At 40.4% G+C, this 22,619-nt stretch carries 22 protein-coding genes; 1 reads left to right on the forward strand and 21 read right to left on the reverse strand.

Annotated features, from left to right (window positions below; all coding sequences use genetic code 11):
• Positions 1 to 602: 602 nt before the first annotated feature.
• Positions 603 to 809, forward strand: coding sequence for a YrzA family protein (locus G8761_RS07250; protein WP_166025121.1), 207 nt, complete (start codon positions 603 to 605; stop codon positions 807 to 809).
• 55 nt (positions 810 to 864) lie between these two features.
• Here G8761_RS07250 and G8761_RS07255 read toward each other — a convergent pair whose 3' ends face one another.
• From G8761_RS07255 to G8761_RS07355, 21 genes are all read right to left on the reverse strand, one after another.
• A complete protein-coding gene (locus G8761_RS07255) occupies positions 865 to 1,560 on the reverse strand; it encodes a YrrS family protein (protein ID WP_243449932.1) in 696 nt (231 codons plus the stop codon).
• An 88-nt stretch (positions 1,561 to 1,648) separates the two neighbouring features.
• Positions 1,649 to 3,406, reverse strand: a complete 1,758-nt coding sequence (locus G8761_RS07260; RefSeq protein WP_166025123.1) for a peptidoglycan D,D-transpeptidase FtsI family protein — start codon at positions 3,404 to 3,406, stop codon at positions 1,649 to 1,651.
• A gap of 95 nt (positions 3,407 to 3,501) precedes the next feature.
• Positions 3,502 to 3,978: a transcription elongation factor GreA gene (greA, locus tag G8761_RS07265; RefSeq protein WP_166025125.1), complete on the reverse strand. Its 477-nt coding sequence runs from the start codon at positions 3,976 to 3,978 to the stop codon at positions 3,502 to 3,504.
• 163 nt (positions 3,979 to 4,141) lie between these two features.
• The gene (gene udk, locus G8761_RS07270; RefSeq protein ID WP_166025127.1) at positions 4,142 to 4,777 is read right to left on the reverse strand and encodes a uridine kinase; all 636 of its coding nucleotides are present in this window, start codon (positions 4,775 to 4,777) and stop codon (positions 4,142 to 4,144) included.
• A 3-nt stretch (positions 4,778 to 4,780) separates the two neighbouring features.
• Positions 4,781 to 6,049, reverse strand: coding sequence for a U32 family peptidase C-terminal domain-containing protein (locus G8761_RS07275; RefSeq protein ID WP_166025129.1), 1,269 nt, complete (start codon positions 6,047 to 6,049; stop codon positions 4,781 to 4,783).
• Positions 6,050 to 6,085: 36 nt separating this feature from the next.
• Complete coding sequence (locus tag G8761_RS07280) at positions 6,086 to 7,015, reverse strand: peptidase U32 family protein (protein ID WP_166025131.1); 930 nt, start codon at positions 7,013 to 7,015, stop codon at positions 6,086 to 6,088.
• Positions 7,015 to 7,659: an O-methyltransferase gene (locus G8761_RS07285; RefSeq protein WP_166025133.1), complete on the reverse strand. Its 645-nt coding sequence runs from the start codon at positions 7,657 to 7,659 to the stop codon at positions 7,015 to 7,017. The genes G8761_RS07280 and G8761_RS07285 overlap by 1 nt, the downstream gene beginning before the upstream one ends.
• 284 nt (positions 7,660 to 7,943) lie before the next feature.
• Positions 7,944 to 9,065: an endolytic transglycosylase MltG gene (gene mltG / locus G8761_RS07290; RefSeq protein ID WP_166025135.1), complete on the reverse strand. Its 1,122-nt coding sequence runs from the start codon at positions 9,063 to 9,065 to the stop codon at positions 7,944 to 7,946.
• A gap of 261 nt (positions 9,066 to 9,326) precedes the next feature.
• The gene (locus tag G8761_RS07295) at positions 9,327 to 9,617 is read right to left on the reverse strand and encodes a DUF1292 domain-containing protein (RefSeq protein WP_027319953.1); all 291 of its coding nucleotides are present in this window, start codon (positions 9,615 to 9,617) and stop codon (positions 9,327 to 9,329) included.
• Between the two features lie 12 nt (positions 9,618 to 9,629).
• On the reverse strand, positions 9,630 to 10,046 hold the full coding sequence (gene ruvX / locus G8761_RS07300; RefSeq protein WP_166025137.1) for a Holliday junction resolvase RuvX: 417 nt from the start codon (positions 10,044 to 10,046) through the stop codon (positions 9,630 to 9,632).
• 1 nt (position 10,047) lies between these two features.
• Positions 10,048 to 10,314 (reverse strand): IreB family regulatory phosphoprotein, encoded by a 267-nt coding sequence (locus tag G8761_RS07305; RefSeq protein ID WP_027319951.1) that lies wholly within the window; start codon positions 10,312 to 10,314, stop codon positions 10,048 to 10,050.
• 67 nt (positions 10,315 to 10,381) lie between these two features.
• Complete coding sequence (alaS, locus tag G8761_RS07310) at positions 10,382 to 13,015, reverse strand: alanine--tRNA ligase (protein WP_166025139.1); 2,634 nt, start codon at positions 13,013 to 13,015, stop codon at positions 10,382 to 10,384.
• A 589-nt stretch (positions 13,016 to 13,604) separates the two neighbouring features.
• A complete protein-coding gene (locus G8761_RS07315) occupies positions 13,605 to 14,684 on the reverse strand; it encodes an AI-2E family transporter (protein ID WP_166025141.1) in 1,080 nt (359 codons plus the stop codon).
• Positions 14,685 to 14,789: 105 nt separating this feature from the next.
• Entirely contained in the window at positions 14,790 to 14,924 is a 135-nt protein-coding gene (locus G8761_RS07320; RefSeq protein WP_166025143.1) for a YrzQ family protein, read from the reverse strand.
• Between the two features lie 47 nt (positions 14,925 to 14,971).
• A complete protein-coding gene (locus G8761_RS07325; protein ID WP_027319948.1) occupies positions 14,972 to 15,163 on the reverse strand; it encodes a hypothetical protein in 192 nt (63 codons plus the stop codon).
• Positions 15,164 to 15,174: 11 nt separating this feature from the next.
• On the reverse strand, positions 15,175 to 15,648 hold the full coding sequence (locus G8761_RS07330) for a PRC-barrel domain-containing protein (RefSeq protein ID WP_166025145.1): 474 nt from the start codon (positions 15,646 to 15,648) through the stop codon (positions 15,175 to 15,177).
• A gap of 78 nt (positions 15,649 to 15,726) precedes the next feature.
• Positions 15,727 to 16,206, reverse strand: a complete 480-nt coding sequence (locus tag G8761_RS07335; protein WP_166025147.1) for an HIT family protein — start codon at positions 16,204 to 16,206, stop codon at positions 15,727 to 15,729.
• Positions 16,207 to 16,299: 93 nt separating this feature from the next.
• Positions 16,300 to 18,711 (reverse strand): SF1B family DNA helicase RecD2, encoded by a 2,412-nt coding sequence (gene recD2, locus G8761_RS07340; RefSeq protein WP_166025149.1) that lies wholly within the window; start codon positions 18,709 to 18,711, stop codon positions 16,300 to 16,302.
• Between the two features lie 33 nt (positions 18,712 to 18,744).
• Positions 18,745 to 19,401 (reverse strand): tetratricopeptide repeat protein, encoded by a 657-nt coding sequence (locus tag G8761_RS07345; protein ID WP_166025151.1) that lies wholly within the window; start codon positions 19,399 to 19,401, stop codon positions 18,745 to 18,747.
• Between the two features lie 843 nt (positions 19,402 to 20,244).
• Positions 20,245 to 21,363: a tRNA 2-thiouridine(34) synthase MnmA gene (mnmA, locus tag G8761_RS07350; protein ID WP_166025154.1), complete on the reverse strand. Its 1,119-nt coding sequence runs from the start codon at positions 21,361 to 21,363 to the stop codon at positions 20,245 to 20,247.
• A 36-nt stretch (positions 21,364 to 21,399) separates the two neighbouring features.
• Entirely contained in the window at positions 21,400 to 22,542 is a 1,143-nt protein-coding gene (locus G8761_RS07355; protein WP_166025155.1) for a cysteine desulfurase family protein, read from the reverse strand.
• Positions 22,543 to 22,619 lie beyond the last annotated feature (77 nt).

Below are 22,619 nucleotides of genomic sequence, written 5' to 3' on the forward strand. Positions count from 1 at the left end.
TCCGCGAACACTATTTTACCATCTTTCGCGATGATTTTGCTATAAAGGTACAATCCATTCATTATGAGTACCGTATTTTAGTTCCTTTAATCTATATTGTTGATATTCCAAAAAACCGCTAAGAGTTTAACATTGCCTTCTTTTAAAAGATAGCTCTTTTCGTAAACTTTGTTGTTTATAGAAGCAAAAAATAGACTCGCTTTCCGCGGCCAATCCGCGAGCCTGTCAAACTTCAGCACCTAGCCCCTCGAGGTCGCTTCAGTCCTGACTTTGAAGTAAAGAACGACTTCATCGTCAGGCCATCAAGTGCTTGTCGGGGCTGAACAAGGCGCTTCCGTTCTTCTTTCTCCTCGGTCGCTACCGACCGGTCTCGCCTGGCTTCCTTTTCCCGCAGGACGTTGAGATTGCATCGGTGAATCGTCACCGCACCAAGAAAATGCGTATGCATTTTCGAGGAGTCTCACCTATTTTTGCTCAGAGTTTCTTCAAATTTCAACAATCTCTTAGAAAAGAGCATAAAAGATAAAAGATTTTCACAATTGTTTGCCTGCGAGGTTCTGTCCCATTACAATAATAAATAGAAATAAGAGGGAGTGTAGAGTATGAATTTCCAACTAGATTTAATCGAAGATAAAGTTGAATTCTTTGAGGCAGGAGATTTAAAGACCCTGCAAAAGAAGATTGAAGGACAAATAGAGATTAACAGAGCAATCATGCTTTCTGTCCATTCTGTTTCACATCAAATGCATGTTAACGAAAATGGCCAGACTTTTTACTCAGCTGTAGTACATTTTAAAGCAAAAAAGTAAGGATGGAACCTCTCAGAGGGACCATCCTTACTTTTTGGGATATAATCAGCCACTTTTACTGGCCAATATTCCCTCTATCGTTTTCCGTTAACTTTTCTACCTTTGAAGGCTTCCATCCTTCTCCATCCACCCAATCAATATAAACCCTGTAGGCCTCTTTAGTGTCCTTGGATGAAATGGTGGCTATAGATCGATTTGGGTCATGATTATTGCTTCCTAGACGCCATACCGTCATATTGCTTTGGTCAATACCTGTAGCATATGAAACTGCGTTAAGCATTTCCTGCCAGTCAGCAGAGCTTTGATCGTATACTGCAGCATGTTCTCCGGACTGTGTAGTGCCTACTGGTTTCCACTCAGGATTCTCAATAGTCTCTTTCACATTGGAGGTGCTGCCGCCCTCAGTGACCACCGCCTGAGCGTCTGACCCCTCTGATTGGCCATCAGCATTGCCATCCGGCTTATCGGACGAAGTGTCTTCGTTTGTCCCTTGATTTTGGCCAGTTTTAGCCTTTTCACTTTTACTTGCTTTTTTTTCGTTGCCTTTTTTATGCTGAAGAGTTTGCTTTGGTTTTGCGGCTTTATCAGCATTCTTGGTTGCCGCTTTATCATTGCCGCCTGAAAAAATTGCATACGCAACAATTATGATTAAAAGCAGGACAATGGCAATCAAGCTGTTTAATACCAAGTTAGTTTTCTTTCTTTTTGCCCGATTACCGGATCGGGAACCTGTTTGAAAATCGTTATCCAATTCTATCCCTCCAAAAAATAAGGATGTCAACATTCTAACATGAGTTAATGAAAACATGAAGGAATATCTTGATTTTCCTCAAGACGTCCTATTGGCTGCTCTTATTTTCATACAACCATTTTACCATATCTGCAAATAAAGGATTAATTCCGCCCTCATTCTCATAAACATCCAGATTAACAACCACTAAAGCATATCTTGGATTTTGATAAGGAAAATATCCCGCAAACCATTTATTATGCAGCTGATTTCCATCAACAAACCTTCCTGTTTCAGCTGTTCCTGATTTTCCGGCAACTTCATAAGGAAGATTTTGAAACCATCGTCCAGTCCCACGCTCATCTGTAATTACTCTTCTAAGAAGTTTCTGAAGCTCCATGGCAGTATAAGGAGCAATAGTATCTCCTGCAATAGCCTTATCAGGAAACTGAATCAACTGGGAGTGATTTTTATATTCTATTGCTGAAACAGCTTTAATCATTTTTTTATCTCCGCCCCTAGCTATTGTAGCCATCATGCTGGCTACTCCCAAAGGGGTTGCCCTTACCTCATGCTGCCCGATACCAGACATGGCCACAAAGTTTGCGTCTAAACGGTCCTGATCGGAGCGGAAGACCCTCCCCTTTTCCTCTTCCTTCATCTGCCTGAAATGGCTTGTGTGATAAACATCTCCTTCCCAGCCTACAGGACCTGTGAGGGACAGTCTTTCAGCATAATCATCTAATATTTTAGGATTTATATTTTTCAATTCTACTGCCAGCTGTCCAAAAGCTCTGTTGCAGCTAACGGCAAAGCTAGTTGAAAAATCCAAGTTTCCATATTGATGCTGTTCATCTTGCTTGCCATTAATTTTTTTGCTGCAATCAAATGATCTTGCTGGGCTGTCCAGATTGTAATCAATAGCAGCCGCGGCGACTACTGTTTTAAAAACAGATCCCATTATCTGCTGTTTTAGCATCATATTGGACATACCACCGCCGCTGTACGGATTTTTTTTATTTATGGATGGTCTTGATACCATCGCAAGGACACTGTTGTCCTGTATATCTAGGAGCACCAGCCCTCCCTTTTTAATACCATAGACACTAGCTAATTCTTCAGCCTTTTCTTGAATATCCTTGTCTACAGTGGTTTTAATATTAACCGGGTAAAAGGGGTTGGCCGGATCTGTATAGCGGACATTTAGCCCAAAGAGAGGGGCGCCGTCCCCATCTACGTGATAAATAAGACTCGATTTTCCCTCCGGTAGAAGGAATTCATCAAAGCTTTCTTCCAGTCCTGATATTCCAATAGGTGTTTGGCTTGAAAGACTTTTATTAGGATAGCGTTTTTTTATCTCTGAGGGATTTTCTGCCGCTAGCCCAATCAATTGCTCGGCGGGTATGTTTTTAATCGGAAATTTCCTTTCAACGGCAAAAACTCCTGGTATTTTAAGTTCATTTATTTTCTTCATTTGTGTTGAACTCAAAGAGATTGGCAGGGGGTCTCCGTAAGAAAAAGGCTTTTTGGCTTTATTAATGGCATACATCAAATTATTCTTTGAGATTCCAGTTATAGAGGAGACCGATTTAACATCCCAGGCTATCTTTTTTAAAAACGGAAACAGAACCAGTACATTCGTCTTTTTTTCTGTCATTAATCTTCCATTACGGTCGAGGAATTCACCTCTGCCATTGTCAATGACAAGTTCCTGTGCCCGTTGCTTTACACTTTCCTCAAGAAGGTTAATATTTCTTGATGTAAAGGTTTCCGTTTCAAATAATTGAACCTGCATCAGCCTTATCAATAAAAGTGAGAAAATAATCAAATAGAAGATTAGGAATCCATTTGCCCTTTTTTGCCACATAAAAACACCTCGTCAAAAGTGTTGACGAGGATGGGTGTTTTCAAACATAGGAGGATAAAGGCACCCAGGATTTATTGAGTGCCTTTAATTCATTATTATTTAATTGAAATGATACGGACGCTCATTTCGCCGCCTGGAGTCTGAACGGAAACCTCTTCCCCTACTCTTTTGCCAATCAGGCTTTTTGCAATCGGAGAATCATTTGAAATTTTGCCTTCAAATGGATCAGCTTCAGCGCTGCCCACGATAGTATAGGTTTCTTCGTCACCATTAGGCAATTCGACAAAAGTAACGGAACGGCCAAGTGTAACAGTATCACTGCTCATTTCGCCTTCTTCGATAATCTTGGCATTTCTAATCATATTTTCAAGAGTTGTAATACGTCCCTCAACGAATGCCTGCTCTTCTTTTGCAGAATCATATTCCGAGTTTTCGGATAAATCGCCAAAGCTTCGGGCGATTTTAATCCTTTCTACAACCTCTTTACGTTTTACAGATTTTAAATGTTCAAGCTCCTGTTCAAGCTTTTCTTTTCCTGCCTGTGTCATTGGAAATACTTTCTCTGCAGCCAAACTATTCACTCCTTCTAGTCTTCACAATCTCCCAGCAGACTGTGTTTAATTATGTAGCCCTATCATTGGCATAAATACATAGGAGCGCGTCCTATTAAAAGGGCGCGCATACTAATTCTTATTCATTTGAACTAAAATATAGTTCTTTTCATCTGCTATTGTTTCATAAAATTGACTTTTGTTCAAGAATTGTTTGAATTTTTGTGACCATTATATCAATAGCAACATAATTATGCCCGCCTTCGGGAATAATTATGTCCGCGTAGCGCTTAGTAGGTTCAATGAATTGATTGTGCATTGGGCGAACCACGTTCACATATTGTTCAATTACTGAGTCCATTGATCTGCCGCGTTCTTTTATATCCCTAATTAAACGCCGAACAATTCTTAAGTCTGCATCTGTATCCACAAAAAGTTTTATATCCATCAGGTCACGAAGACGTTCGTCTTCCAAAATTAAAATTCCTTCAAGAATTATAACATCCTTTGGTTCCACAGGGATAACATCATCAGAACGAGTATGGATCGAGTAATCATATACTGGTTTTTCAATCGACTCGTAACGCAGAAGCTGCTTAATATGATCAATCAGCAGGTCATTATCAAATGCAAGCGGATGGTCATAATTTGTTTTAAGACGTTGCTCAAAAGGGAGAGTGCTTTGGTCCTTATAGTAGTAATCCTGTTCCAAAATTAAAATCGAATGTCCCTTAAAGCTTTCATAAATTGCTTTAGTGACACTTGTCTTCCCCGATCCAGAACCACCAGCTACACCAATTACAACGGGTTTACGCGACATGTTTTAGTTCTCCTTTCGCATCATGTTGTTAGGGTATACCGGTTTATCCAGTTTAAAGCGAACAATTTGCAGAGGATGGCGTGCTGCATCCAGCTCGTTGCCTTTCTCGTCCCAAATTTTATCAATGACATGGGTAAAGTTCTCAATTTCCGGACCAAAAAACTCTACTTCCTGGCCTGGCTTAAAATTATTTCTCTGCTGAAGTGTAACCATTTGGGTTTCTTCATCATAATCAAGAACCAATCCAGCAAAATCAAAGGTTGTCTTTTTGCTATGATTGCCAAACATTTGCTCTTTATACCCTGGTACACCTTCAAAAAAGGCTGTTGCTGTTTCCCGATTGGCACATTTATCAAGTTCATCCAGCCATTCCTGCTGAATAACAAAGTTTTCAGGATCTGCACAATAAGCATCAATGACTTTTCTATAGACACTTACAACTGTAGCAATATAGTGAATTGATTTCATTCGTCCTTCTATTTTAAGACTGTCAATACCCAGTTCAATCATTTTTGGAATAGATTCAATAAGATTTAAATCCTTAGGGCTCATGGCAAAAGGTGAATCATTTTCAGCAAATAATGGTGTCTCGGAGCTTCCCTCCTGCTGGTAAAGATCATAATCCCAGCGGCAGGATTGACAGCAGCCGCCACGGTTTGAATCACGGGCTGTCATATGGTTGCTTAGTGTGCAGCGGCCTGAGTAGGCAATACACATTGCACCATGGATAAAGGTTTCAATTTCAATATCAACCTTTTCCTTCATTTCACGAATTTCCTCTTCACTTGTCTCACGTGCCAAAACAACACGCTCAAGTCCTTCCTCTTGCCAAAATTGGATTGCCTTCCAGTTGGTAAGGGACTGTTGAGTACTTAAATGTACTTCAATTTCTGGTGCTAAACGGCGGCATGTTTCTATTATCAGTGGATCAGCAACGATAATTCCCGCAACTCCTGCATCCTTTAAACCAAGTAAATATTCTTCGAGTCCGTCAATATTTTCGTTATGGGCATATATATTGGTTGTTACATAAATTTTCGCACCGAATTTTTTGGCAAACTCTACGCCCTCTTTCATTTCTTCGAACGTAAAGTTATCTGCATTGGAACGCAGGCCATACTCCTGGCCACCAATAAATACGGCATCTGCACCATATTGCACAGCAATTTTTAGTTTTTCAAGATTTCCGGCAGGCGCAAGAAGTTCTGGCTTTTTCACAATAACACGCTTGCCGTCAACAATTTGTGAAATCTTATCCTGAAGTGCGTTCACGGTCAAATACCTCCTATATTTTATACAATAGTGTGTTTAGTAAACTGTCTCTTTGAAATAGAAGCCTGTATCAAACGGTCTGTTATCTGGCTGAATCGCCTCTAGTTCTTCAAGTAATGAATCCTTTTGGTCTTCATAGTTTTCAGGGTCTTCAAAGTATAAATCAATTGCTTTTCGATAAGCTTTTGTCACAGCAAGAATATACTCAGGTTTTTTTAAAATCCCATCGATTTTAAAAGAATCGACTCCAGCCTCCATCATATCCTGAAGCTCGTCAATAATGCAGATATCATTTGGACTCATAATATGTGTTCCATTTTGATCTTCAAAAATAGGATATTTATTACCTCTTTCATTATCATGAAGGAACATATCCTTTTGCTGTTTGCGGTTTTCAATTTCCATTACTTTGTCCTGATATAAAAAGTAATTGCCAAGCAGTGAGCGTTTTGATTGAAACATGCAAGTCATGCCATGAACCTGGACCTCAATTTCGACTTCAGCCTTCTCTTTTATTTCTACAACAGCTTCCATGCTGATTTCGCGCGCAAGAACTGACCTTTTAGCACCCTTGCGTCCCCAGTAATTACATGTATACCAGTTAGTGGCTGTAGTCTCTGTATTCCAGTGAAGCTTCATTTCAGGTACTGTTTCCTTAGCTGTCATAAGCACAGCGGGATCTCCAAACACAATTGCATCTGCTCCTGCATCAGAAGCAAACTTTAAGTAATCTTTAAGCTCTTCTAATTTTTCATTATGGAAAATGGCATTCATAGCAACATAGACCTTTTTGCCTTTTGAATGAGCCAATTCAATAGACTTTTTTACCTCATCACGGTTAAATTCTCCTGCGAGACGTAATCCATATCGCTGTTCTCCAATAATAAAAGCATCTGCCCCTGCTTCTGCAAGAGGAAGAATATCTTCGGATGTAATGGGAGTAACCAATAATTCTGGTTTTTTCATTAACTTTCACCTCTTTTTTTACTAATCGCAACTCCATCCCCAACAGGCAAAATTACCGTGTGATAATCAGGATGGGCCATAAGCCATTTGTTGAAATGATCTATTTTTTTAACGAGATTACGAATTCGTTTATTTTCTATCTCATCCTCACAGACAAGGCCTTTAAATAAAACATTATCTGTTATGATAATGCCATCATCGGCAAGAAAACGCGAATAAATCTCAAAGAATTTCTGGTACTGGCCTTTTGCTGCATCAATAAAAATAGCGTTAAATGGGCCATATGTTCTGATTTCGCTCTCTGATTCAAGCGCATCTCCTTTGATAAGGACAATGTTTGTTTCTTTTCCGGAGCGGTCAATATATTGTTCTGCAAGAAGGAGCCTTTCCTCATCCCGCTCAATCGTTACAATTTTAGCCTCTGGCAGAGCAAAGGCCATTCTCAAGGCAGAATAGCCAATGGCTGTCCCAATTTCAAGGATAGCGGAAGGATTTTGAATGCGAAGAATTTGAAGCAATGATTCCATACCGGTTAATTCCATAATCGGAACACTATGATCACCCGCAAATTTCTCCATTTCCTCAAGCAAATCATTCCTTGCTGGAATGAGAGTTTCTATATAAGAATGCAGCTTATCGTTCAAGCTGCTTCACCTCTATTCTTTTATAAAAGCAATCGGCTTTTAATGTGTTTTTTAAACATGAAAAAATAGCGTTCACAGAAAGAATCAGCATAAATTTTTACAATTTATGCACGAGCGGAGCAGCAACCTGCATTCCTTACCTGCCTGTGAGTTACGCTATTGAATGCTTATACGAAAAGTACAAGCGCCCGTTTCCCGGCGCTGTAACTAGACATCACTAAAACACTTGAACTATTTTAACATAAAAACCGGGGGAAAGCTATTTATTCCCACAGGATACGACATTATTTTTTACTGGAAATATGTTTAGCTTTTTCCCTGTTATGCTCTTCAAGGGTTTTTGTAAAAATAACAGTCCCATCAGATGCAGCTAAAAAGTAATAAAAACCGGTTTTATCTGGGTGTAAGGCAGCCTCAATTGACATTTTACCTGCGTTGGCAATGGGGCCTGGGGGCAATCCAGCATTCTTGTATGTATTATATGGCGAATTTACTTCCAAATCCTTATAATATACCCTATCCTTATGTTTGCCCTGAGCGTAAAGAACTGTAGGGTCTGTTTGCAGAGGCATCCCTTTTTGGATCCGGTTATAAAATACACTTGATATTTTGTGCCTGTCCGCCTTCTGAGTTGCTTCTTCTTCAATCAGTGAGGCCATTGTAAGCAGCTGATGAGGTCTGATGCTTTTTGTCTTCATTTCGTTTCTATAAATATCTAATTCCTTCTTTGTTTTTCCGAGCATCGCCTCAACCAATTCATCAATTGTAGGCTTATCCTTATAGAAAGGATAAGTGGCCGGGTAAAGATATCCTTCCAGCGGGTAGAGTACATTTTTATTTAATATATCCTGAGTAAGTACATCAGGATACTTTTTCATTAACCCTGTAATGAAAGTCCGGTCATTAAGTTTATTAAAAACGTCCTTTTCAGGAATTTTAGAGGCTTTGGCTATGATTAAGGCAATTTCCTTAAGCTGTTTTCCTTCGGGAATTGTAATTCTAAAAGCTTCAGCCTGATAAATTTTTCCGTTTTTTAAACGATTCACAATTTCAGGAACCCCCATGGAAGGACTGAATTCATAATTTCCTGCCATAAATCCTGATTCATGTTTAAATCTTACATAATACCTAAAAACATTTGCATCCTTTATTATTCCTTCCTTCTCCAATGAGTGTCCTATTACTGCAGCAGACGAACCCATTGGGATTTCCACTTTCTTTTTAACCTTGCTTCCCGGATCGAGAGGGTGAAGTGCGGAATTAACATAGAGAAGTGCACCCCCAAATATCAACAATAAGAGAATGACAGCGGACCCTATGTAAAGAACTGGCCGTTTCACTTTTCCAGCTTCGCTTAAATTCTTGAAGCTATCTTTTCTAATATGATTTTTGTAACCAGATGCCATTTGAAACCTCCCTGATAGGCAGAGCTGAGACAACCATGTCTTACAGCAGCAACTTTCCCCTAAATAAATTACTTACTAATTAGTTTATACGCTCTTATTTGAGCATACACCGCGAAAAATGTCAATTTATGCAATGGGATATCAACATATTAACAGACAAAACATTATTTTGCTGTTTTGCCGCTTACTCAGCCTAAGCAGCTAAGGACCTTCCTAAACATTAAAAAGCCCAGCCTGTGTAAGGCCGGGCAGGTAAATATATTATTCTCCGTCTTCCTGTTCTTCAAGGAAGGTGTTCAGCATTTCTTCGATCATGTCCCACTCTTCATCCGTTTCAATCGGCATTAACTCGCCGTCTTGTCCATCTTCAGTTGGAGTGAAAGCAGAAGCATGGATTTCAATTTCTTCGTCGTCATCCTCATCAGCACCAAGTGGATAATAGAGAACATATGACTTGCCAAATTCTTCTGAATCAAATGTAAAAAGTACCTCGCATAATTGTTCATTACCGTTTTCATCTACTACAGTAATATTGTTTTCTCCGTGATTCATACTGTCACCTCATTAATTTTTGCTATCCAGATAGTTTTGTAAAATCATCATAGCTGCCATTTTATCAATGACCTTTTTTCTTTTCTTTCTGCTTACATCCGCTTCAAGAAGAACCCTTTCAGCCTGCATAGTTGTGAGGCGCTCGTCCCAAAGCACGGCAGGAATAGAAAAACGTTCTTCCATTTCAGCAGCAAACCTTTGACTTGCTTCTCCGCGCGGCCCGATTGTACCATTCATATTTTTAGGCAAACCGATCACAGCTTTGCTAACCTGATACTCTTTTATTATTTTACCTAATTCATCAAAACCAAACTCATTTTTTTCTTCATCAATTTTAAGAGTTTTAAGGCCTTGGGCCGTCCATCCAAGCTCATCGCTCAAGGCAACTCCAACTGTTTTGGAGCCAACATCCAAACCTATAATCCGCATTCTATCCCTCTCGCCGCTGTTTTAGATATGATTTTACCAGTTCCTCAATAATCTCATCACGTTCCAGCTTGCGGATGATATTTCTGGCATCCCGGTGGCGCGGGATGTATGCAGGGTCTCCGGATAAAAGATAACCCACAATTTGATTGATGGGATTATATCCCTTCTCCTGGAGGGCCTCATACACCTGAAATAATACTTCGTTTATATCATGTTCAAAAGGCTCTTCCGGAAAATTAAATCTCATCGTCTTGTCAAATGAGCTCATTGCATGCACCTCGCAATCTTTTGAAACCGTTTCAATTACTCTTATTCTACACTACTTTATTTTAATATCAAACCGATTTTACCCACTCATAGACAAATTGGAGAGCACCCTCAAGTTTTTCAGGATCTTTTCCGCCAGCCTGGGCCATATCAGGACGGCCGCCGCCGCCGCCGCCGCATCTGGAAGCAACCTCTTTAACAAGCTTTCCTGCGTGGAACCCCTTTTCGATTAGGTCCTTTGTTACACCTGCAATAATATTAACTTTCCCATCATCTACACTTCCTAAAACAATAACAGCTGAGCCTAATTTTTGCTTTATATCATCTGCCATATTACGCAGATTGTTCATATCTCCTGCATTTACTTTTGCAGAAAGAACGGTTACTCCGTTTATCTCCTGTGCATTGGATACAAGGCTTCTTGCTTCAATATTACCTAGTTTTGAGGATAAAGATTCATTTTCCCTCTGCAGTTGTTTCATTTCAGCTAATAAGCTGTCAAGACGGTTTGGAACCTCTTTAATATTGGTTTTCATTTTTTCAGCTGCTTCTTTCAGCAAACCTACTTGATCATTTAACAGAGTATATGCACCCTCACCAGTAACGGCTTCAATTCGGCGTGTTCCAGCACCGATACCAGCTTCAGAAACAATTTTAAACAGCCCGATCACTGATGTATTTGGAACATGGCAGCCACCACACAGTTCAAGGCTGTAATCGCCAACTTTAACAACACGGACAATGTCACCATATTTTTCTCCAAACAGAGCCATGGCACCCATTTGCTTGGCTTCAGCAATCGGCATTAAGTTAATGTTTACCTCTATATTTCTCCAGATTTTCTCATTTACAATCTTCTCCACTATTTCAAGCTCTTCCGGTTTTACCTGGCCGAAATGAGAAAAGTCAAAACGCAATCTGTCTGGTTCTACAAGAGAACCTGCCTGATTAACATGTGTTCCTAAAACGTCCTTTAAGGCCTGGTGAAGCAAGTGTGTGGCAGTGTGGTTTTTAATAATTTTGTTACGGTTTTCCTGATCAACAGTTGCTGTTACACGTTGTCCGGTTTTTAAAGTTCCTTCCTCGACGATTGCACGATGAAGGTTTTGTCCGTTTGGTGCTTTTTGAACATCCTTAACAAAAACCTTTATTCCATTACCCACGAGTGTTCCACGGTCTGCAATCTGGCCTCCACTTTCTGCATAGAAAGGAGTCTCGTCCAAAATAAACTGAATCTCTTCGCCTGTTCCGGCTTCCTCAACTAACTGGCCATCCATCACAAGGGCAGCAATAACAGAATCAGTTTGAAGCTGTCCGTAGCCTACAAATTTGCTTTCTATTTTCAACTCGCCAAGTACACCGCCCTGAACCTGCATGGAATCTACATCCTGACGGGCTGCACGAGCACGCTCCCGCTGAAGCTCCATCTCTGCTTCAAATCCTTTGTGGTCTACCTTCATACCTTCTTCTTCAGCATATTCCTCCGTAAGTTCAACCGGGAAGCCATAAGTATCATATAAACGGAATACATCTTCCCCAGCGATTGTTTCTGACCCTTTGTCTTTTTCCTTTTTGATAACAGTTTCTAAAATAGCAAGCCCTTCATGAAGAGTTTCATGGAATCGCTCTTCCTCGTTTTTTATTACCTTCTGGATAAATTCAGTTTTATCCTTAACCTCCGAATAGAAATCGTGCATGATTTCCCCAACAACAGGAACAAGTTCGAACATAAATGGTCGGTTAATATTGATTTTTTTTGCATATCTTACAGCACGGCGGAGTAATCGGCGAAGGACATAGCCGCGGCCCTCATTTGAAGGAAGTGCCCCATCTCCCACAGCAAAAGCCACTGTTCTGATATGGTCTGCAATAACTTTAAAAGCCTCATCCGATTCTTTACTTTCCCCATACTTAACACCTGAAATTTCTTCAGTAGCCCGGATAATCGGCATAAACAGGTCAGTTTCAAAGTTTGTGGGAACGTTTTGAACAACAGAAGCCATTCTTTCGAGACCCATTCCTGTATCTATATTTCTTTTTGGAAGTAATGTGTAAGTACCATCAGGATTATGGTTGAATTGAGAAAATACAAGATTCCAAACCTCTAGATACCGATCATTTTCCCCGCCTGGATATAATTCTGGATCGTTTTCATCATTCCCATATTCTGATCCCCGGTCATAGAATATCTCTGAATTTGGACCGCTTGGGCCTTCTCCAATATCCCAAAAATTCCCTTCAAGACGAATAATTCTTTCTTCCGGTATGCCAATTTTTTTACTCCAAATATCAAAAGCTTCCTGATCCTCCGGGTGAATGGTAACTGATAATCGTTCCTTTTCAAAACCAATCCATTTAGGGTCAGTTAAAAACTCCCACGCCCAAATGATCGCCTCATCCTTGAAATAATCACCGATTGAGAAGTTCCCAAGCATTTCAAAAAATGTATGATGGCGTGCTGTTTTTCCTACGTTTTCGATATCATTTGTACGGATTGATTTTTGAGCATTAGTAATCCGAGGGTTTTCAGGGATTACCCGGCCGTCAAAATATTTCTTTAAAGTTGCAACACCACTGTTAATCCACAATAAAGTTGGATCATCATGTGGAACTAGAGATGCACTTGGCTCAACAGCATGCCCTTTTTCTTGAAAAAAGTCCAAAAACATCCTGCGTATTTGTGAACCAGTTAATTCTTTCATTGTTTGTTCCTCCTTTTATTTTTGTCGCTGTAAAACTTACCTGTAAGTTACCGCTCTCGGCGTTTTCTTCCGCGGGACAGTTTAATACAGCCTTATTTTTTAAAAATTAGATTAGCCTTTGAAGGGGGAGCCTTCGCTTTTCTTAAAATAAACACAAAAAAGCCCTCATCCCAGACAGGGACGAGAGCATGCTCGCGGTACCACCCTGATTATGGATGCAATAAAAATACATCCACCTCTCAACTAAGCCTTAACGCGGCCGAACGGCAGTGATTAGCTGCACTCCGGATTAGCTTTCTGTCATCCTTCGCCTGGAGTCTCTTTCAGCCTAGGAAACTCCTCTCTTTCACGAAATATACGTTCAGGCGGACTATAACATACTCGATCCATCTACATTTTCAGATTTATCTTATATAGAGATTTTAGCCAGACCCTCTCCATTTGTCAATATCGCTGGAATGATCATGACAAAATACAGTAAAAAGCTTAAGCTTGATAGGAAATCCTGGCTTATTCAGACAGAGCAGGGCGCCAAGAAAATCAAAACCAATAACCGACCCTCTTTTTTAAAATCTTAAAGACTGCTTCATTAAGTTGTTGGCTGTTTGTTTTTCCTGTGCATAAAATGATTTTTTGCATGAATAATTCCAACCTTGAGAACTACAAGTGCAGGAACAGCTAAGAGGAGTCCCAAAATACCGCCGATTTCTCCGCCTGCGGTAAGGGCAAACATTATTAAAAGGGGATGCATATGCAGGCTTCTCCCTACAATAAATGGTGATAGCACATTACCTTCAAGAAATTGAAGCCCGAAAACAATCACCAGCGTAGTAATCACAAGTTTGGTTGAAATCGTTGCGGCAATAATAACAGCCGGAACTGCACCAATAATTGGGCCAAAGTATGGAATTACATTTGTCACTCCTATAATTGAACCCAGCAAAAGAGGATACTTCAAATGAAAAATCCAAAAAAGAAAAGCCGATATCCCTCCTATTATAGTGCAAACGAGGAATTGGCCTCTTATATAATTACCAAGTGATTCATCGACATCCTTTAAAAAAAGGTTACCTTGCTCCCTCCATTTTTTAGGTGTGAGGTACCAAATTGCTTTTTTTATCACATCAAAATCCTTCAGCATATAAAAAGCTATGAAAGGTATAAGAGCAAATACTAAAACCGAGTTAAAGAAACTGACTAAAATGCTGATAGCAATAGCCAATAAACTATCAAGTTTTTTTTCGAAAGCATCAATACCATCATTCATTTTCCCCTGTAGTCCATCCGGCCATGCAGCAGTGTGGGATTGGATGGAATGGATCCATTCCCGGTATTGCCCTGCAAGTACTGGTGCACTTTCAGATAGCTCTCTCAATTGATTAATAAAGACTGGGATTCCTTTATATAAAATAAAACCGGCACTTCCAAAAAAAGCGAAATAAATTAAAAAAATGGCCATCCCCCTGTGAAGTCCTTTTTTATGAAGCTTCTCCACTACAGGATGCAGTAAATAGGTTATAAAAGCTGAGATAATAAAGGGCAAAAGGACAAGCAATACAATTTTTAGGACTGGCATCCAAACAAAACGGATTTTTAAAATAAGATATACTGCTGCCAGCAGCAATAGCAAAAAACCTATTCGGTAATACCACTTCATTCGAATATCCAAAAGTAAATGCCCCCTTTAGCTTTATTTTTGGAGTTAACTGGCTGAATTATTCAAAGCCCAAACACCAATAAATAAGCTGCCCCAATTTAGAGGCAGCATTTAGATTTAAAATAGAGCTCGGCTTATTTTTCTTTGCATTTTTTTCACTTTACGACCAGACATCATGTCGTTTTTTTGAGCATAGTTATAAGCGGCCATGCCTGCTCCAAATGCAATAACTGTGGTTATTACTTTATTCATTCTGTTTCACCTCTTCATGAATTGTCCTCTTATAAAAGAACTAAACCTTACATTGTGTAACGGCGTTCATCTTCTTCAAACAAATCATCAAGGGAGCTCAAAGTTCCGTCTTCCTCAACCTGATGGGTATTTATTACCCCTTTAGATAAAGACAGCTCAATAAAACAGTTCCAGCAATAATACTGGTTAATGCCAATTTTTCCTATATCCTTACTCTGGCAGTTGGGACACTTTAACATGAAAAGACACCTCACATCGGATTTGCGTCGACGATAATGGCGTCCTTTCCAATCGCCGGCGGGATAACGGATTGCAGTATTCGGGTTCCTTCCGACAGTTCGGAAAAGAATCCATCCGTATATTCATACCCTACGATTGTGCCCATTTCTTCCAAAAAGTATACGTCCTTTAATAATCCTACCGTCTCACCTTTTTGGTTCTTAATCCATTTTCCTGTTAGTGAATTTTGGTGCAAAAAAGTATTTGCCGACGGTTCTAAGGGTTTCTTCAGACTGTTTATATTTTCAATCAAAATTCCATCCTCTGAACAATGTGAATCAGTTATATCAAGAAAGAAAAGAGGATGAAACAGTTTGTTTTTCTTGACTAAAAGCCCAGTTACTATACCACTAGCAGAAATGCTAATATCACAAACATTCCCAACGATTGTCCCGCTTGCTTTTTCAAAAACAGGCATATCCTTTATGAATGTGAATGTCCGCAAAGAATTCCCCGCCTTTCCGAACACTCATAGTTTCCGCTATTTTTGCCCGAAACATAATGTGAAACGTTTTCCATCCTGCTAATAAGCTTTGTTTATGTATTCATGTAGCTTTTTAGCTATTTTAGCCTTCATTTCTCCGTGTTTTTCAAAAACATATTGATATTTCTCTTCGGACCACATTTCTTTCGGATACTGCCATACCGGCAGATTTCTTCTCTCCTCCGGTTCCCATTCATAACGCGGGAATATGTGGGCGTGCAAAAATGCATCTGAATTCCCATAAATGGAATAATTGATCCTTCTTGGGCTACATACCTCCTGAATGGCATCTCCAATAAGGCTCATATCAAGCAGGTATTCACTTCTTTCTTTAAAATCCAGCTCATTCAAGGCATTTACATTCTTATATGGCAGCAGGACACAATAACCAGGCATAAATTGAGTATCGCCTAAAACGGCAAAGCCACTTCTTGTTTTTGCTAAAACCATTGGATTTTCATCACGGTGGGCTGCACCAATCCTATCTTGTTTCCATTCCCCATTTAATTGATTATTCATAAGTACCTCCCTGGGTGTATTAATGATTATTTCTATAAACTCCTTAAAAACCCTTTTAATAAAGAAAAAGCCGTCAGTTGACGGCTTAATTGATTACATAAAATCATATGGTGTGACGTTTTCCATCCCAATCATTGGATCAGCATTCATTAGCATTTCTGCGTATGGAATGTCTGAATCAGTCTCTTCTTCTTCCATCTTTTGAAGAGAGACTCCCGCATTCTCTATGGAGTCCTGAAGCTTGGCACACAGGGTTGTTTGTCTGTTTTGTTCATCTGCCCGTTCTACACCCATCTTAAGTGCTTCTTCTTCTCCGCACAGTATGAGAAATTGCTTGCTTCTTGTAATAGCTGTATAAATTAAATTCCGTCTTAACATTCGGTAATAACTTCTGGTTACAGGTAAAATGACAATAGGGAATTCACTTCCCTGTGATTTATGGACGGAACAGCAATAAGCGTGAGTAATCTGGTTTAAATCAGTACGGGTATATGTTACCTCAATTCCCTCAAAAGAAATGATGACCATATCCTGTTTTTCCGTATTTTCTTTTGCGTAGAATATGGATACGATTTCCCCAATGTCTCCGTTGAAAACATTACTATCCGGCTGGTTTACAAGCTGAAGAACCTTGTCTCCTATCCTATATTTTACATCTCCGAAGGCTAATTCCTTACGTGTTCCCTCGGGGTTCGGATTAAAAATTTCCTGCAGGAGAAGATTAAGCCGATCAATTCCTGCTGGCCCTTTATACATTGGTGCAAGCACCTGGATATCCTTAGCGGTATACCCCTTATTTTTTGCATTAAGGGCAACCTTTTCGACCACCTGTGCAATTTGTCCAGCTGAGCATTTAATGAATGATCTATCCTTGCTTTGTTTAGAAAAGTCATCTGGCAGCTGACCTTTTTTTATAGCATGGGCCATTTGAATAATAGAAGAACCTTCCGCTTGCCGGTAAATATCAGTCAGACGCACTGTGGGCACCCGTTCCGACTGCAAAAGGTCCTTCAAAACCTGGCCAGGACCAACCGATGGCAACTGGTCTTCATCCCCAACCATGATAACCTGAATATGCTCCGGAAGGGCTTTAAAAAGCTGATTGGCCAGCCATATATCCACCATGGATGTTTCATCAACAATAAGTATTTTCCCATCAAGAGGGCTTGCCTCGCCATGGTCAAATCCTTCTGTCCCATTAAACCCAAGCAGTCTGTGAATGGTTACCGCTGGAAGACCTGTTGATTCACTCATCCTTTTAGCAGCTCTTCCGGTTGGGGCAGCAAGAAGGAAAGGGAAGAATTCATCTTTTTTCTGATAATCCTTTGGATCAAGCGAACAGCCATGAAGCTCACCATATAACTCAACTATTCCCTTAATAACTGTTGTTTTTCCTGTTCCAGGTCCACCAGTCAAAATGAGCATAGGTGACATAAGGGCCTTCTGAATCGCTTCTCTTTGGCTTTGTGCATATTGAACTCCAAGCCTGTCCTCCAGCTCGCCCAGGGCAAGAAGAAACTCAGATTCCGGGAATTGCTCAGCATATTCTGTTTGCTGGAGAATTCTCTTTATGTTCGTTACCAGCCCTTTTTCCGAAAAATAAAGAGAAGGAAGATAAATTCGTTTATCCTCCACTATTATTTTTCCTTCTTCTTCGAGGCTAATAATTTGATTTGAAATCTCAATGAAATCAATTTCATCACGTTTATTTTCCTCTAGGAGAGATTTTACTTTCTCCAGGATATCTTTTGCATGAACGTAAACATGGCCGGACTGCAGACTTTCAGCCTCAAGTGTATATAAACAGGCGGCCTTAATGCGGTCCGGATGGCTGCCAGTTATGCCAAGCTGATACCCGAGCTCATCGGCCCTTCCAAATCCTATGCCTTCAATCGTTTCAACAAGCTGGTATGGGTTTTTTCGGATAACGTCAATCGTTTCCTCTTTATAAACCTGATAAATCCTCATGGCAAGCTGCGGGCCAAATCCAAAAGAATTTAAGGCTACCATTACCTGTTCCAGGCCTTGATGCTCCATTAGAGTATCGTATAATAATTTTGCTTTGTCAGGGGGCAGCTTAGGTACCGAATCAAGCAGGGACGGCTGGTTTAATATCTTTGAGATAGCTCCCTCTCCAAGTGCCTCAACAATGTTTTCGGCTGTTTTTTTTCCTATGCCTTTAAACAGCTCGCCTGATAAATAAGCGATAACTCCTTGCTTTGTCTGCGGCATTTCTTTCTGGTAGTGACTGGCGTGAAACTGGAGGCCAAATCGTGGATGCTCTTTAAATTCACCGTAGAAAACGTAGGTTTCCTGCTCATGTATCTTTGGAAAATAGCCTGTAATAACTGCCTCTTTATCCTCATAGTTTTGATTTGTTTCATCTACGCGAATTCTCATAACAGTATAGAGGTTTTGTTCATTATGAAAAATGGTAACCAAGTGCCTGCCTTTCACATAACATCTCTGCTCGCCAAACAAGTCCAGGGAATCCTGCTTGTCCATCTGCTCCCCTCCCTTCTTTATGTATAATCGATATTATTCCGCGCCTTGCTCAAATACTTTTTTTGCATAAGCTGCAAGTACGTGGTCTGGCTGAATTTCCAGTGCTTTATTAAACATTTCCATTGCCTTTTCTGTTTCATCCTTAAGTCCAAAAGCAACACCTAAATTATAAAAGGCATCCGAGTGATCTGGATCTAGTATTATGCATTCCTCAAATTGTTCTTTAGCGTCATCAAGAAGCTCAAGCCGGGCAAGACACATTCCATATTGAAAATGAGCCTCAGCATCAGACGGTTCCAATTCGACACTTCTCTGTATAAACGGAAGAGCCAGCCGATACTGGTCAAGCTGAATCAGCGACAATCCGAGCATAAAAAAGTTATCTGCCGTCTGAAGCCCTTTTTCCATGGCTGTTTGAAACATCTTCGAAGCTTCCTGGTAACGTTCCTGGTTAAAATATAGATTTCCGGTGCTATAATAGGCTGCTGCTGCATTTTCGTCAAGCTCAATTGCTTTTTGATAAAATTTTAAAGCTTTATCTTCTTCACCAACCGCAGTCAGGACATTACCAAAATTAATATATCCCACTGGATTAATTGGATCTTCTTCAATAGCTTCATTGAAGGCCTTCGCTGCTTCTTCCCATTTTCCATCTTGCATATATTGAATACCTAATTGGTTTTTATCCACAGTAACACTTCCTTTTCTAGAAGAAAGTATAGCATATTCTTGCTGAAATGCGTTAGCGACCGTATGGCAAAGAAACCTCCTGTATAGGCGGGATGATAAAGTTTTGCAACTAGTAAACTTTACACTTATTAGATACCCTTGTGGGAGCCTAAGATTCATTGGGATGAGTTAATATGGGTTTTTTTGGCCACTTTTGCCTCCAGAGATATTTGGGGTGTGCCCCCTTTACTGCCGAAGGTGAATTTGGGTATATAAAGAGGGCTGGACTCCTTTTACCTCCAAATTTGATAAAAAACAAGCTCTGCCAGGTCGCCGAACAAAAGGCGCAAGCGCCCTGTTCAGATGATGAAAGGCTAAATTCGCCACATCCTGTGGCAACGCCTTCCTGACCCACATCCTCGGAAAAGCTAAAGCTTTTCCTTCGTGCGATGCGGATGCTTCCGAAGTTTTCCTTGTCCTGTGGGCCTCCAACAGGCATAAGACGAATCACGTAGTCATCCTCGGAAAAGCTTAAAGCTTTTCCTTCGTGCGATGCGGTTGCTTCCGAAGCGTTTCTTATCCTGATTTCTGAAGTGATTTGGCTTATGACCCCGAGCTGTTCGAATCATCACCTATCGGTCATGCTCCTCACAAGATATTCAAAGAAGCATATTCTCGCGGAAAACTGGCTGGGCGCTCCTCGAAAAAGCTAAAACTTTATCTTCGTGCGAGGTGTAGCTGACGAAGCTTTCCTTGTGGAGCTAGATTACGATAACCTAGTTCGGCGTTATCCACAAGGTAAAAATATATAATTTCCTAAACAAAAAAACCCCGGCTTTTTCTGGAAGCCGGGGTTAAAACTATTTAGCCGACATAAGTCAGGCGTTCGCTATTTTTGAATACCTCATCAATGGTGCCGCCACCCAGGCATTCGTCGCCGTTATAAAAAACGACTGCTTGTCCCGGAGTAACAGCCCTAATTGGCTCAGCAAAAATAACCTCCGCTCTATCGCCATCAAGGATTTTAACTGTTACCTTATGGTCTTCCTGACGGTAACGGAATTTTGCTGTGCAGTCAAATGTTTCTGGCTTGTCACGGTCTGATACCCAGCTTAATTTTACTGCATTGATAGAGTCTGAATAAAGGTTTTCATTATGGAAGCCTTGGCCGACATAAAGAACATTCCGTTCAAGATCCTTGCCAATGGCAAACCAGGGATCTCCGGAACCGCCGATACCCAATCCGTGCCGCTGTCCGATAGTATAGTACATCAGGCCGTCATGCCTTCCCATTACCTTCCCATCCAGTGTTTCCATATTACCTGGCTGGGCCGGAAGGTATTGGCCAAGAAACTCTTTAAAATTCCTTTCGCCGATAAAACAAATTCCTGTGCTGTCCTTCTTCGTTGCAGTTGCAAGTCCTGCTTCCTTTGCAAGTTCCCTTACTCGTGGCTTTTCGAGGTTCCCTATCGGAAACATCACCTTGCTAATCTGATCCTGGGAAAGCTGATTGAGAAAATAGGTTTGATCCTTATTTTCATCAAGGGCACGAAGCATTTTATATTCTCCATCCCGGAATTCCACCTGAGCATAATGGCCTGTCGCAAGATAATCTGCTCCCAGATTCATTGCATGCTCAAGGAAAGCTTTGAACTTAATTTCTTTATTGCACATTACGTCAGGATTTGGTGTTCTCCCTGCTTTATATTCTTCAAGAAAATAGGTGAATACCTTGTCCCAATATTGTTTTTCAAAATTCACCGCATAGTATGGGATTCCTATTTGGTTACAAACACGAATGACATCATTGTAATCCTCGGTAGCTGTACATACTCCGTTTTCATCGGTGTCATCCCAGTTTTTCATAAAAATGCCGATAACATCATAGCCCTGTTCCTTTAGAAGCAGCGCTGCCACTGAAGAATCAACACCTCCTGACATTCCGATGACTACCCTTGTATCTTTAGGTTCTTTCTTTTCCATTTTTTCACCCCGCTTTTCGGTAAAGTCCGAATCTATTTATTTTCTTAAGCGCTGAACAGCTCTTGCTGTTTCCTCAGCCGCTTTAAGTATCTGTTCCTTTGTATTCCCGAGTCCAAAGCTAAATCGGATTGAATTCACAAGCCGTTCCGAGCCTTTGCCAAACATTGCTACAAGGACATGTGAAGGTTCAATGGATCCTGCAGTACATGCAGATCCGCTTGAAACCGCCACTCCTGCCAAATCAAGATTGACAAGCATGGCTTCAACATTTGTTCCGGGAAAGCTTAAGTTTAATACATGGGGCAGGGAATATTCAAGTATTCCGTTTATCTCAAAATCAACCTGCTGGTCCTCAAGTGTCTTCATAAAAATGCTTTTGAAATTCTGATATAATTCCCTTTTAGCATTTTGCTCTTGCTGAACAATTAAAACAGCTTCCCTGAATCCCGCAATAGAAGCAGTATTTTCAGTACCAGCCCTTCTTTTTCTTTCCTGTTCACCGCCAAAGGATCTCTGTGATAATTTCACATTTTCTCTTGCATATAAAAACCCTATCCCTTTTGGGCCATTTATTTTATGAGCTGATACAGATAAAAGGTCAATATGGATTTCATTTACATCTATTTTTTCCAACCCGTATGCTTGCACTGCATCCGTATGGAATTTAGCCTGATGATCTTTTAAAAGCTCCCCTGCTTTCTTTATTGGCTGGAGGGTTCCAACTTCATTGTTTCCATACATAATGGAAACAAGAATGGTATCATCCCTTAGGGCCTCTTTTAAAGCCTCGATCGAAATCCTTCCTGTATCGTCCACTGGGAGGTACGTTACCTCATATCCCACTTTTTCAAGCTTTTGGCAGGCGTGCAGTACAGCATGATGCTCAATTTGAGTAGTAATAATATGTTTGCCCTGTCCCTGATAAGCTTCTGCAACTCCAAAAAGAGCGAGATTGTCCGCTTCTGTACCACCGCTTGTAAAAATAATCTCGTTCTCCTTGGCCCCGATACTTTTAGCCATAGTAAACCTTGATGTATCCAGAATATTGCGGGCTTCCCGCCCAAAGGAGTGTATGCTTGAGGGATTACCGAACTGAGCGTTCATTACCTCAACCATTTTTTCTATTACTTTTGGATGCATTGGCGATGTTGCGGCATGGTCCATATAAATGCGTTCCAAGTAATTCACCTTCATTTCATTTCATTTCAGTACTTCAATTATTTTTCCCTATTAACTTCAATAGCTTTCAATTAGAA

The organism is Neobacillus terrae (assembly GCF_011393025.1).
GTDB classification, from domain to species: Bacteria; Bacillota; Bacilli; order Bacillales; family Cytobacillaceae; genus Neobacillus_A; species Neobacillus_A terrae.

Excerpts from the sequence above, each read along its gene's own strand:
- G8761_RS07250 (WP_166025121.1), top strand. The coding sequence starts at position 603 with ATGAATTTCCAACTAGATTTAATCGAAGATAAAGTTGAATTCTTTGAG.
- G8761_RS07260 (WP_166025123.1), bottom strand. The coding sequence starts at position 3,406 with ATGTGGCAAAAAAGGGCAAATGGATTCCTAATCTTCTATTTGATTATT.
- udk (WP_166025127.1), bottom strand. The coding sequence starts at position 4,777 with ATGTCGCGTAAACCCGTTGTAATTGGTGTAGCTGGTGGTTCTGGATCG.
- G8761_RS07280 (WP_166025131.1), bottom strand. The coding sequence starts at position 7,015 with ATGAAAAAACCAGAATTATTGGTTACTCCCATTACATCCGAAGATATT.
- mltG (WP_166025135.1), bottom strand. The coding sequence starts at position 9,065 with ATGGCATCTGGTTACAAAAATCATATTAGAAAAGATAGCTTCAAGAAT.
- G8761_RS07295 (WP_027319953.1), bottom strand. The coding sequence starts at position 9,617 with ATGAATCACGGAGAAAACAATATTACTGTAGTAGATGAAAACGGTAAT.
- ruvX (WP_166025137.1), bottom strand. The coding sequence starts at position 10,046 with ATGCGGATTATAGGTTTGGATGTTGGCTCCAAAACAGTTGGAGTTGCC.
- G8761_RS07305 (WP_027319951.1), bottom strand. The coding sequence starts at position 10,314 with ATGAGCTCATTTGACAAGACGATGAGATTTAATTTTCCGGAAGAGCCT.
- alaS (WP_166025139.1), bottom strand. The coding sequence starts at position 13,015 with ATGAAAGAATTAACTGGTTCACAAATACGCAGGATGTTTTTGGACTTT.
- G8761_RS07320 (WP_166025143.1), bottom strand. The coding sequence starts at position 14,924 with ATGAATAAAGTAATAACCACAGTTATTGCATTTGGAGCAGGCATGGCC.
- G8761_RS07325 (WP_027319948.1), bottom strand. The coding sequence starts at position 15,163 with ATGTTAAAGTGTCCCAACTGCCAGAGTAAGGATATAGGAAAAATTGGC.
- G8761_RS07335 (WP_166025147.1), bottom strand. The coding sequence starts at position 16,206 with ATGAATAATCAATTAAATGGGGAATGGAAACAAGATAGGATTGGTGCA.
- recD2 (WP_166025149.1), bottom strand. The coding sequence starts at position 18,711 with ATGGACAAGCAGGATTCCCTGGACTTGTTTGGCGAGCAGAGATGTTAT.
- mnmA (WP_166025154.1), bottom strand. The coding sequence starts at position 21,363 with ATGGAAAAGAAAGAACCTAAAGATACAAGGGTAGTCATCGGAATGTCA.